8 protein-coding genes are annotated in these 12,225 nt (G+C 71.3%); 5 read left to right on the plus strand and 3 right to left on the minus strand.

The genetic code is table 11. The annotated features are described in order from the left end of the window. The first annotated feature begins 688 nt into the window (after positions 1-688). Together minD and minE are read left to right on the plus strand one after the other, a co-directional pair. On the plus strand, positions 689-1,516 hold the full coding sequence (minD, locus tag WMF34_RS17430; RefSeq protein WP_012235997.1) for a septum site-determining protein MinD: 828 nt from the start codon (positions 689-691) through the stop codon (positions 1,514-1,516). A 12-nt stretch (positions 1,517-1,528) separates the two neighbouring features. Continuing rightward, positions 1,529-1,843 (plus strand): cell division topological specificity factor MinE, encoded by a 315-nt coding sequence (minE, locus tag WMF34_RS17435; RefSeq protein ID WP_012235998.1) that lies wholly within the window; start codon positions 1,529-1,531, stop codon positions 1,841-1,843. 8 nt (positions 1,844-1,851) lie between these two features. Here the strand turns inward: minE and WMF34_RS17440 are convergent, their stop codons facing one another. Together WMF34_RS17440 and WMF34_RS17445 are read right to left on the minus strand one after the other, a co-directional pair. Then, positions 1,852-2,775 carry an SWIM zinc finger family protein gene (locus WMF34_RS17440; RefSeq protein WP_437993960.1) on the minus strand — a complete coding sequence of 308 codons (924 nt, stop codon included), beginning with the start codon at positions 2,773-2,775 and terminating at the stop codon, positions 1,852-1,854. After that, positions 2,772-5,780 (minus strand): DEAD/DEAH box helicase, encoded by a 3,009-nt coding sequence (locus WMF34_RS17445; protein ID WP_437993961.1) that lies wholly within the window; start codon positions 5,778-5,780, stop codon positions 2,772-2,774. The genes WMF34_RS17440 and WMF34_RS17445 overlap by 4 nt, the downstream gene beginning before the upstream one ends. Before the next feature lie 912 nt (positions 5,781-6,692). Between WMF34_RS17445 and WMF34_RS17450 the strand changes: the two genes are divergently transcribed. The 3 genes from WMF34_RS17450 to WMF34_RS17460 all read left to right on the plus strand — a co-directional run bounded on the left by WMF34_RS17450 (position 6,693) and on the right by WMF34_RS17460 (position 10,415). After that, the gene (locus WMF34_RS17450) at positions 6,693-8,315 is read left to right on the plus strand and encodes a DUF1552 domain-containing protein (protein WP_437993962.1); all 1,623 of its coding nucleotides are present in this window, start codon (positions 6,693-6,695) and stop codon (positions 8,313-8,315) included. A gap of 129 nt (positions 8,316-8,444) precedes the next feature. Continuing rightward, positions 8,445-9,407, plus strand: a complete 963-nt coding sequence (locus WMF34_RS17455) for an SMP-30/gluconolactonase/LRE family protein (protein ID WP_437993963.1) — start codon at positions 8,445-8,447, stop codon at positions 9,405-9,407. A gap of 24 nt (positions 9,408-9,431) precedes the next feature. Continuing rightward, complete coding sequence (locus WMF34_RS17460; RefSeq protein WP_437993964.1) at positions 9,432-10,415, plus strand: asparaginase; 984 nt, start codon at positions 9,432-9,434, stop codon at positions 10,413-10,415. On the opposite strand, the gene WMF34_RS17465 is transcribed toward WMF34_RS17460, so the two are convergent. Continuing rightward, positions 10,383-11,996 carry an amidohydrolase family protein gene (locus WMF34_RS17465; protein WP_080598902.1) on the minus strand — a complete coding sequence of 538 codons (1,614 nt, stop codon included), beginning with the start codon at positions 11,994-11,996 and terminating at the stop codon, positions 10,383-10,385. The genes WMF34_RS17460 and WMF34_RS17465 overlap by 33 nt on opposite strands. Positions 11,997-12,225: the final 229 nt, after the last annotated feature.

Genomic DNA, 12,225 nt, shown 5'->3' on the forward strand with positions numbered 1-12,225 from the left:
ATACAGCGCGGCCGACATCTGCGATAAACGAGCACCATGTCGGTTCGACGGGCGCATTGCAGCGTCGTGGGCGTCCTGAAACCCATGTTTGCAATTTTGAGATACGACGTCGACGAAGTGACTGTCAATAGGCACGGAGAATCGCCGATATAAGGAGTGGCGTGAAGGCGAGGTGCGGGATCGCGGCCGAAGGCATCACGTGCAGGGCGCGCCATGGAAGCACGATTACACACCTCGCCTCGCGCCGACGGCGCGTCTCGGCAGATCGCCGCCCGTCACGGAAGGGGGTGGAGAATGCTTGCGTGAGCTCGCTGAGCGCGCCCGTGGTGAGCGCCGGGTCGGGCTGGGAGCCGAACGCCTCGATCTCGACGCCGAACGTGCTGTCGAGGGCGCCGAGCTCGTCGAGCCGCGCCCGGCGCGAACCTGCCGCCGGCAGGACGCACCTACATGTAGGTAATTTGGATCCAGAACGCCGGCCGGGTTACGCTGCAAGTTTCGTCGCGAAAAAGTTGTTCGTTCGGTTCGCGATGACGTACCCAGTCGAGCGCGTCCCCGGCCTCAATGGAATCGGGTGGGCGCCGAGCTCCCATCACGTCGACGCCGCCCCCTCAACGCCGGGAGGCGGGCATCCGCGCGGGCTCGGCCGTAGGACAGCCACGTCTCTCGAACCATCTCAAGGAGGTTTCTGGTGTCAAAGGTAGTCGTCGTCACCTCGGGCAAAGGCGGAGTCGGCAAGACCACCACGACCGCAAACCTCGCGTCCGGCCTCGCGGCCGTCGGTTGCAAGACGATCGCCATCGATTTCGACGTGGGGCTCCGCAACCTCGATCTCGTGATGGGGTGCGAGCGGCGCGTGGTCTACGATCTCGTCAACGTGATCCGCGGAGAGGCGACGCTCCGTCAGGCGGTGATCCGCGACAAGAGGCTCGATTCGCTCTACGTGCTCCCCGCGTCGCAGACGCGGGACAAGGACGCCCTCACGCTCGACGGCGTCGGGCGCATCCTCGACGAGCTGCGGGGCGCGGGCTTCGAGTACATCTTCTGCGACTCGCCGGCGGGCATCGAGTGGGGCGCGCAGATGGCGATGTATTTCGCCGACGAGGCGATCGTGGTGACGAACCCCGAGGTCTCCTCGGTGCGGGACTCGGATCGCGTGCTCGGCCTCCTGGACGCGAAGACCCGCAGGGCGGAGCTCGGCGAGGCGCCGGTGAAGACGCACCTCCTGCTCACGCGGTACGCGCCGGCGCGCGTCGCCAAGGGCGAGATGCTGGCGCACCAGGACGTGCTGGAGCTCCTCGGCATCCCGCTGCTCGGCGTGATCCCGGAGTCGACGGCGGTGCTCCAGGCGTCGAACGCCGGGACGCCCGTGGTGCTCGATCCGACGAGCGACGCGGCGCAGGCCTACCTCGACGTGGTCCAGCGCTTCCTTGGCGCGGAGCGCCCCCACCGCTTCCTGGAGCCGACCAAGAAGGGGTTCTTCAGCCGGATTTTTGGCGGCCAGGCGGCGACCGTCTGAGGGAGTTCTGCCATGTCGATCATGGACTATTTTCGTAGGTCGCAGCCGAAGTCGGCGACCGTGGCGAAGGAGCGCCTGCAGATCATCGTGGCGCGCGAGCGCGCGCGCCCGACGGGCGAGCCGGACTACCTGCCGCGGCTCAAGCAGGAGCTGCTCCAGGTGATCTCGAAGTACGAGCGGATCGACCTGGACCAGGTGAGCGTGAACGTGGAGCGGAGCGGCGATTGCGACGTGCTCGAGCTGAACGTGGTGCTCTCCGAGTCGGAGCGGGCGGCCGTGCGCGCCGCCGCGTCCCGGGCAGGGGCCGCCGCCGTGCGGAACTGCTGACGCGCGGCTCAGCCGCGCCCTCGCCCCCGCGGCGCGCCCTCCGCCATCGCGATCTCCCGCGCCCGCTCCGACGCCGCCCGGAGGAGCGGTCCGAGGAGCTCCGCCGGGGAGCGCTCCTCCGTCCAGCCCGGCGGCGCGCCGAGCTGGGACAGCAGCGCCGCGTGCGCCGCGGGCGGCTCCAGCGCCACGTCGAGCGCCGGCGGCGCCTCGCGCCAGGCGTCGTAGTCCTTCGCCGCCATCTTGCCGGGCGTCACCGTCGCGATCGCCGGCGCGCCTCCGGCGCAGGGGGCGCCTTTGCCGGCGCCCGCCCGCCTGGCGCGCGCGGGGGCGCCCCGCGCTGCGCGGATCGCCTCGATCACCTGCTCGCGCGTGCGCCCGCGCAGCTCGAACAGCAGGAAGGGGTCCTTGTCGAACGCCTCCCCGAGCACGTAGTGCGTCGCCGCGACGTGCTTGCAGGGGTTCGCCATGTCGGGGCACGAGCAGGCCGTGGTGAGGTCCTCCGGCCGCTCCGGGAACAGGCTCGTCCCGGCGCTCCGGAACGCGGACTCGATGTCCTCCGGCATCCGGCCCGCGAGGAGCTCCGCCGCGAAGCTCGCCCGCTTCGCCATGGCGGCGATCGCCTTCGCCCAGGTGGCGTCGTCGAGCCGCGCGATCGTGAGGATCACCTTGTACGGCCTCGGCTGCGAGCCGGTCACGCGCGCGGTCACGAGGCCGGGCTTCACCGTGAGATCGTGCGTCCTCCCCGTGCGCGCGTACGTGCGCCCGCGCGCGAGGCGGCCCGCGTCGTCGGGCGCCATCCGCTCCAGCGCCTCCACCCAGCGCTTGCCCCACCAGGTCGTGCCGGCCCGCTTCATCCGGATGCCTCGCGCCGGAGGCGGCGGCTTCGGCCCGGCCTCCCGGTCGAACGGCGCCCAGCGCGCCGGCGGGCTCATTCCGGCTCCTCGCGATCGTCCAGCTCGCCCGCGCCGGTCACGGCGTCCCTCGACAGCGCGAACAGCTCGCGCAGCGCCGCGTCGTCGAGCTCGGTGATCCACGCCTCGCCCTGGCCCACCACCTGCGCCGCCAGATCGCGCTTCTGCTCCAGCATCCGGTCGACCTTCTCCTCCACGGTGCCCGCGCAGACGAGCTTGTGGACCTGCACCGCGCGCCGCTGCCCGATCCGGTGCGCGCGGTCCGTCGCCTGGTCCTCGACCGCGGGGTTCCACCAGCGATCGAAGTGGAACACGTGGCTCGCCGCCGTCAGGTTGAGCCCCGCGCCGCCGGCCCTCAGCGAGAGCACGAACACGCGCGGCCCCCGCGGATCGTCCTGGAACCGCCGCACCATCTCGTCGCGCGCGAGCCTCGGCGTGCCGCCGTGCAGGAAGAGGACCTCCGCGTCGAGCGAAGGCGCGAGGTGCCGGACCAGCCGGTCGCCCATCTCGCGGAACTGCGTGAACACGAGCGCGCGATCGCCCGCCGCGAGCGCCTCCTCGAGCATCTCCGTGAGCCGCGCGAGCTTGCCGGACCGGCCCGCGAGCGGCCCCGCCTCCCCGAGGCACTGCGCCGGGTGGTTGCAGATCTGCTTGAGCACCGTCAGCAGCGAGAGCACGAGCCCGCGCCGCTCGATGCCCTCGGCCTCCTCGATGCGGCGCATCGCCTCGTCGAGCGCCGCCTGGTAGAGCGTCACCTGCTCGCGCGTGAGCGTGCAGAAGACCCTGGCCTCGTCCTTCGGCGGAAGGTCCTGAAGCACGGCGGGATCGCTCTTGACGCGTCGCAGCAAGAACGGCCCGGCAACGCGCCGGAGCCGCTCTGCGGCCTTCCGGTCGCCGTAGCGCTCGATGGGCACCGCGTAGGCGCGGCGGAACGCCTCGAGCGGGCCGAGCAGGCCGGGGTTCGCGAACTCGAGGATCGACCAGAGCTCGGCGAGGCGGTTCTCGACGGGCGTTCCGGTCAGCGCGACGCGGTGCGGTGCGCGGAGCGCGCGCGCGGCGCGGGCGGTGCGCGACGAGGCGTTCTTGATGTTCTGCGCCTCGTCCAGCACGACCGCGGCCCAGTCCACGCCGGCGAGCGCCGCGGCGTCGCGGCGGAGCAGGCCGTACGTGGTCAGGACGAGCCCGCCGCCCTCGGCGGGCCGCTCGCTCGCGCCGGACGCCCGCGACGCGAGCTCCTCGGCCGAGCGGGCGCGCCCCTCGCCGTAGTGCCGCACGACGGGCAGGGCAGGGGCGAAGCGCGCTGCTTCCCGCTCCCAGTTGCCGACGACCGACGTCGGGGCGACGAGCAGCGTCGGACGCGCATCCTCGGGCGCCGCCGCCCGCCGGCCGGCGAGGAACGCCAGCAGCTGGACGGTCTTGCCGAGGCCCATGTCATCGGCCAGGCAGGCGCCCAGGCCGAGGCTCGCCATCGTCTGCAGCCAGGCGACGCCGCGCGCCTGGTACGGGCGCAGCGTCCCCACGAACCCCGCGGGCGGCGCGGCGGCGCGCTCGGCGCCCGAGCGGAGCCGCTCCATCGCGCGCGCGAGCGCGCCCTCGGCGACCACGGGGACGACCAGGCCGTCGACGCGGGTCTCGCCCGCGAGCGCGCCCTCCAGCGCCTCGCGCGCCGAGATGCGGCCGCCGCCGGCCTCGAGGCGCCGCGCTATCTCGGCGAGCTCCTCGGGCACCACGACCACCCAGGCCCCGCGGTGCCGGACGAGCGGCGATTTCTGCCGCGCGAGGGCGGCGAGCTCGCGCGCGGAGAGCGCCTCGTCGCCGAGCGCCGCCTCCCACGCGAAATCGAGCGCCTCGTCGAGGCCGAGCCCGGCGCTGCCCGCGACGACGCCCGCGGTGGGGCGCGCCGCGCCGACGCGCATGCGGAGGCGCAGGCGGCGCTGCCCCGAGGCCAGGAGCTCGCCCGGCACGACCACGCCGAACCCGGCCTCGCCCAGCGCCGGCGCGGCCTGCGCGAGGAAGTCCCACGCCTCCGCCGGATCGAGGTCCACATGCTCCGGCCGCGCCTCGCCGAGGGCCCGGGCGATCGGCGCGAAGCGCCGCGCCGCGGCGCCGAGCGCGCCGAGGAGCACCTCCTCGGCGCCGGAGAACGCGCGCCCGAGCGCCTTCAGCGTGCGTCCCTGGGTCTTCCACACGTCGGCCGCGGGCACGAGCAGGCTCGGATCGTCGGTCGCCTGCAGCAGGAAGCGGAGCACGAAGCCGCGGTCGCCCTGGGGCAGCTCCAGCCGGAAGCAGGCGCGCAGCGCGTCGCACGCGCCGAGCGCGGGCCGGACCCACGCGTCGAGATCGGCCACGAGCGCGCGCTCGGCGAGCCCTTCCGCGGCGAAGGCGCGCCGCGGGCCCGTCAGGGCGAGCACCAGCCGGCGCTCCCACGGGGCGTGCGCGGGACGCGGCGCGCGCGCCGGGCGATCCGCGGCGCTGCCGCGCGCGAGCGCGTCGGCCGCGGCGTCCAGGAAGGCGCGCAGCAGGGCCTCCGCGGACCAGACCTCCGCGGCGCGTGGCCCGCGGGGGTGCCCGCCGTCGCCGCTGGCTTGCTGCGCGCCCGCCGGCACCGCGTGTGCGGCCGGCGGCATGGCGCGGGCGAGCGCCGCGACGCGCGCGGCGTCCTCCGGGGCGGCGAGCGACACCGCCCAGCGGGCCTCCGTGCGTCCCGGTGTGGCGCCGACCGGCACCACACGGGGCACGACCCGCTCGCGCACCACGAGATCGAGCGCGAGCTTGCTCGCCAGGCTCCATGCGGCGACGGACGGCGGCGCTCGCTCGAGGTCGTCCTGGGCCATGCTGGCGAGCGCGGCCAGGCCGCCGAGGAGCCCCGCGGCCTCTCCGGCCTTCCTCACGGCGCGGCCCGCCTCGGAGACCACGATCGCCTCCGCCGGCGTCGTCGCGCCGAGCGACCGGGCCGCGAGCTGATCCACGGCCGTGTCGTCCCAGAGGAAGAAGCGGAGATCGCCTGGCAGAAAGACGAGCGGCATCGACGCGCAGATCCATTGCACAGCCGGCGACGGCGAAAAGGGGCTTCACGCGTCGTGAGCCAAAAAAGCGATGAGCCGGACGGGAGCGCTCCCGCTGAATCACGGGTGTGGCTCATTGCGTGTCATGGCTGAGAATTGCCAGAATTTGTTTGAAACCGCTGATCGGGAGGGTTGGAGAACATCTCATGGCAGAAGATCGTGGATCGAGGGAATGGGCCTCGCGGCGTGCTGTGCTGGGAGCGTGGCGAGCTCGAGCGGCCGGTTGACGCCGAGCGCGCGCAAGGGCGCCTGGCCGCCCGGGCGCCGCGCGAGAGGCAGGCCGCCGCGTGGTCCGCTTCGGCGGCCCGCTTGCCGTGCCTGTGAGGCCGTATCGTGGTCGTGGACGCACTGGAAGGCACGCCGCCGGGGCGCGCGGAATGCTTCACCAATATAATTCAACGATGCTGGAAGGGCCTTTGCGCCCCCATAGGCGTTTACCAAGCTTCGCGCCCCGTCCTCCTACGTCCCAACGTTTACGTGAACGTTCATGTAAACGTACGCGTTGGTGACCGATGGCGGGGTGGAGGGGGGCGGGCTTCGCGCCCTGAGCGTGACCGAGATGCCGGCATCTGCGGTAAACGCAATTGTTTGCCATCGCAGTATGTACTGCGAGGGCACCCCGACGCCCTGATCCGAGATCACTCTCGAGGACTGCCGCGACGTGTCGGGCTGCCGCCTGGCGCGGCGATCGGCGGGGCACCTTTCCGCTCGCCCAACGCGCCCCGCCGAGCGAATTCCAAATACGTTCGCGGACCCCCGGAGATTATGGGGAGGGTGGAGCCGAGGCAAACTCGGGCATCCGAGGGCGTTCCGAGTGGCACGCCGGGTATCTGCGTCCATTGAGGCGGGAAAAGTACGACCATGTCAAAGCGCATGAACCGAAGAATTTTCCTCCGGGGGCTGGGCGGAGCTTGCGTCGCGGCGCCGTTCCTCGGCTCGATCCTCGACCGCTCCGTGATGGCACAGCCGGCCGCGCCGCCGAAGCGGCTGATCGTGATGTTCACGCCCTATGGCTGCATCACGACGCGGTGGTTCCCGAAGAAGTCGCACGGCCCGCTCACCGCCGCGGACCTCCAGTCGACGACGCTCAAGCACCTGGCGCCTCACGTCGACAAGCTCCTCATGCCCCGCGGCATCCGCGCGATGAACGAGTGGACGGCGACGCTGGCGCGGGGGCAGGGGAACGATCCCCACACGCAGGTGGTCGGGTCGTACTTCACTTGCCACCCGGTCACTCCCAACAGCGACGACCCGTTCAGCTTCAGGGCGGAGACGAAGTTCAACGCCATGCCGACCGGTCCCTCGCTGGACCACGTCATCGCACGACAGCTCAGCCCGCAAGGCACTCCGTTGCTCTTGAACATGGTTGGTCAGAATGAAAACCCTCAGATGGCGATCTCCTACTCCGCCGCCGAGACCCTCTTCAGGGGCCTCAACCCGTTGCAGCTCTTCAGCAGCCTCACGGGCATCTTCGAGCCGGGGAAGCCGCCGTCTCCGGACACCTACGCGGCGATGCGCGGCAAGAGCGTCCTCGACATCGTGAAGGACGATCTGCAGAGGCTCGAGCGGTTCGACATGAGCCGCGCCGACAAGCAGAAGCTCTCCGCCTGGAAGGAGCTCATCAACGCGACAGGAAACGTGGTGGCTTCTGCGCAGTGCGACACGTCCCTCGCCGCGGCGCTCGGCGCGACGCAAGAGAACATCACCCTGTGGGGCACGCCCCCGAGCGACGACGACAGGCTGACGCGGCGGATCTCGGACACTCTGGACGGAGCGGACCTCTGCTCGAACCTCGCCGTGCTCGCGGCGGCGTGCAACGCGAACCCCGTCATCTTCCTGAAATACCCCGGGAACTACCTCTTCAAGGGGCTCGGCGTGACGTTCGAGAGCGCCGGTCTCTCGCGTCGCCTGGGAAACGCGAACATGACGGGCACCTGCGTCGCCGGTGCGATCGACATGCTCCTCACGATCGACGACTACTATGCGAGGAAGTTCGCCCACCTCGTCGAGCAGCTGAGCCAAATCGAGGAGGGCGACGGGACGCTCCTCGACAGCTGCGCGGCCGTCTGGTTCCAGGACGTGTCGGACGGCTGCGCCCGCAACCTCAACAACCTGCCGATCATCCAGGCCGGCAGCGCCGGCGGCTATTTCAAGACCGGCTGGGCCGTGAACGTCGATGACGGCTCGCCCGATCTCACGACCGGCAACAGCGAGATCACGTGTACTGAAGGCACCTCGAACCAGGTCGACGCGATCTCCCAGGAGACGGGGACCGATCCGTCGCTCGCCAACGCGCCGATCAACAAGTACTTCTGCAGCTTGATGAACGCCCTCGGGGTCAAGGCAGGCGCGGATGGTTTCCCGGCAAAGGGCGGTTCGGCGCCGGTGACCCACTACGGCATGTACGACCGGACGGAGGACTTCATCGGCGGCGGGGTCAATCCGCCGACCATCCACGATCCAGGCGAGTTCACCGCGCTCAAGGCGAACTCCTGAGCGATCTCGTTCCCGAGCCTGTCGGCCCGGGGCGGCGCGCCCGAACGAGATGTCCCCGTCGGCGAGGGGGGTGTTATGCTCGCGCGCGTCGAGCGGGCGCGGCGCGGCGCCGTGCCGGGAGGTCGGTGGATGTCATCTGTCAGGGGTTTCACCCTCGAGCTGTCTCGGATCGAGTACGTCGGGCAAGGCCTTGTCCGGCCGGAGTGCGTGATCGTCGAGCCCGGCGGCACGCTCTGGGCCTCGGACGCTCGCGGCATCGCGACGCGCATCGAGCCGGACGGCAGGCAGGCGACCCTCGGCCCGGAGGTGCCCGAGCCGAACGGCATGGCGATGGATCGGCAGGGCAACCTCATCGTCGCCAGCATGTCCGGCGGCAAGATCCACAAGCTCCACCGCGACGGCCGGTCCGAGGTCCTCCTCGACTCCATCGACGGCAAGCCGCTCGGCGCCGTGAACTTCTGCTTCATCGACTCGCGGGATCGCCTCTGGATCTCCGTCACGACACGGCATCTCCCGTGGTGGTCCGCGGTCGTGGGCAGCGTCCGCGACGGGTACATCGCGCTCGTCGACGAGAAGGGTGCCCGCATCGTGGCCGACGGCCTCAGCTTGACGAACGAGGTGCGCCTCGACGCCGCCGAGCGGTTCCTGTACGCCGTCGAGACCGTCCCCGGCCGCCTCCTCCGGTTCTCGGTGCGCGACGACGGCAGCCTCGGCGATCCCGAGCAGTTCGGGCCCGACAGCCTCGGCATCGGCGGGTACATGGATGGCTTCGCCTTCGACGCCGAGGGCAACATCTGGGTGGCGGCCGTCTGTCGCAACGGCCTCGGGGTGATCTTCCCCGACGGCAGCTACCAGACCGTCTTCGAGGATCCGCGCCCTGCCGTCCTCGAGGCGATGACCGTGAAGCAGAGGAACGGCACCATCGAGCCGGCCGATCTCGGCGCCTGCGCGGGAAACACGCTGCAGCTGCCCACGAGCATCGCGTTCGGCGGCCCCGATCTCCGCACGTGTTACATGGGGTCGCTGGCGATGCCCCACCTCCTCACGTTCCGCGCGCCCGTCGCGGGGCTCCCGCTCGCGCACATGCGGTGATCGGCTTCACGCCAACAACCATCCATGCCTCGCGTTCACCTCGTCACCACCGGCGGCACCATCGCGAGCCGCGTCGACCCGAAGACGGGCGCCGCCGTGCCCGCCGTCCGCGCGGAGGAGCTCGTCGCCGACGTGCCCGCGCTCGGCCGCGTCGCTGAGATCGCGGTGACCGAGTTCTGCCTCGAGAGCAGCTGGAACCTCGGCCCGGACAGGATCGCGGCGCTCGCGCGCGCCGTGCGCGATCTCCAGGCCGATCCCGAGGTGACCGGCGTCGTCGTCACCCACGGCACGGACACCCTCGAGGAGACGGCGTTCGCGCTGGATCTGCTGCTCGACGGGGACACCCCGGTGGTGCTCACCGGCGCGATGCGGGACGCGAGCACGGCGGGGACCGACGGCCCGCGCAACCTCGTCTCGGCCGCGCGGATCGCCGTCGAGCCGTCAGCGCGGGGGCTCGGCGTGCTCGTCGCGCTGAACGACGAGCTCCACGCGGCCCGGTGCGTGATGAAGACCCACACGACCGCGCTCGGCACGTTCGCCTCGCCGGGTGTCGGGCCGCTCGGCTGGGTCGACGGCGAGGGCGTCGGCGTCCACGCGCGCCCCGCGAGGACGCCGACCCTGCCGCTCGCGCCGCCCGAGCCGCGGGTCTACCTCGTCAAGATGGCGTCCGGGATGGACGATCTCCTGCTGCGCGCGATCCTCGAGGCCGGGGCGCGCGGGGTGGTGATCGAGGGCTCGGGCGCGGGAAACGTCTGCGGGAGCTGGGAGGGGGCGATCGGCGCGCTCGTGCAGGCCGGCACGCCGGTCGTGCTGAGCTCGCGCTGCCCCGGCGGGCGGGTCACGCCGACGTACGGCGCGCCCGGCGGCGGGCGGCGGCTGCGGGATCTCGGGGTGATCGCCGCGGGCGCGCTCTCGGGGCCCAAGGCGAGGCTCGCGCTGATGTTCGCGCTCGGGGCGGGGCTCGACGGGGCGGCGCTACGCGCGTATTTCGACCGACTTGCCGGGTAGACCCTCGCTCCTCGCGCCCGGTTGCGGGCCGCGCCGCTCGTCGCCGGCGCCGCTCGACGCCTTGCGCTTCAGCTTCTCCTCGACCCGCGTGCCCTTGAAGAAGCTCGCGTTGGCCTCGGTGTAGAGCTTGTACGGGTTCTCGAACACATATGCCTTGAAGTCCTCGGGGCTGAGGACGCCCTCCTCCACGAGACTCCAGCTCTCCGCGAGCGCCTCGGTCAGGTCGGGGACGTCCCAGTGGCCGACGTCGGAGGAGTAGATGGCGTTGATCTTCACGCCGAGCGGGTTCGCCTTGGCGTTGAACGCGGACGCGATGGTGCGGTCGTCCGACTCGGATCCGAAGAAGAAGTTGTTCACCCAGCGGTCGCGGATGTCCTCGATCTTCTCGATGCCCGCGGCCTCGAAGTCATTGCGGTACTCCGGCGCGGGCTGGCGGGCGTCGCTCGTGTACCCGGCGCCCAGCGTGTCGGCGATCAGCTGCTCGCCCTCGATCGATCGCCCGTTTGCGAGCTTTGCGAGATCCGCGCCGTACCGCCGGAAGAGCTCGGTGAAGAGCGCGCGGTCGGTCGCCGCGGGGTCGTAGTGCTTGAGGCCCTCGGGGCCGCGCTTCTGGAAGCGGTCGACCAGGTGGATGTACACCCGCGCGCCCCAGTCCGCCCCGCCCTCGAGCATGCCGATGCGGAGCCCGGGGAAGCGGCGGGTGACGCCGCCGAAGAACAGCGCCTTGGCGAACGCCTCCGAGCCGTCGGCGAAGTGGCCGACGTGGTTGTTCATGTAGTTGCTGATCGACGAGCGCCCCGTCCAGCCCTGGCTCCCGTAATGGGTGAGGACAGGCACGCCGAGCTCGACCACCTTCGCCCAGAAAGGATCGTAGTCGTACTCGCTGTCGATGCCGTAGAAATCGATGTACGTCGCGTACTTCGCGATCTCCGGGTGGTGCGCCGGCGGGTACTTCTCCGCGATCGCCTTGATGGGGCGGCGCACGCCGCCGGCGATGTTGATCGCCTTGAGCCCGAGCTTCTTGACGGCGAACTCCAGCTCTTCGATCCCCTCCTCGGGCGTGTTCAGGGGGATCCCGGCGACCGGGGTGAGGCGGTCGCTGTACTTGCGAAACAGCTCCGCATGATAATGGTTGATCGCGCGCTGGAGCGCCTGCCGCGCGCCCGGGTCCTTCACGGCGAGCGGCGCGAGGGTGTTGTTCGGGAACAGGACCGAGTAGTCGGACCCTTGCTCCTCCAGGCGCTCGGCGAGCAGCTCCGGCAGGTGGTACGTGGCCACGTCCAGCGTGTTGCGCGTCACCCGCGCCCACCACGGCGACCTGACGGTGCGGTAGTGCTGCCGCTCCTCGGGCGTCTGGCTGTACCAGTCCTTGCCGCTGCTGTTCTCGGCGTTGCGGCGGCGGGAGCTCAGCGCCTTGCGCAGATCGTCGACGAGCTTGGCGCCGCCGTACGTGGCGACGAAATCCTCGAGCGCCGGCGAGTAATCGTTGGTGTGGATGTCCGTGTCGATGACGGGGTAATCGAGCTTTTCCTTGACCGCCACGGAGGGCGAGGCCTTGAGACGAGCGATACGGTCGGTCATGAAGACTCCGGAGAAGGGTAGGGGCGCACCGAGGCCGCCGGTGGATGGTCGATGGCCGTGCTGGCGCGCCGCTCGCTGCAACACGCGTGCCCCGGCGCCGGCGCCGAGGGGTCTTGCGCTCTCGACCGCGGATCTCGGCGCCCCTCCGGCGCGCTCGCCGCGCGCGCTGCTCGGATCCGAGCAGCGGTTCAGCGCGGCTGCTTCCGCAGCAACACCCGGACGCCTTGTC

Origin of the sequence: Sorangium sp. So ce145 (genome assembly GCF_051525985.1) — a bacterium.
Lineage (GTDB): Bacteria > Myxococcota_A > Polyangia > Polyangiales > Polyangiaceae > Sorangium > Sorangium cellulosum_B.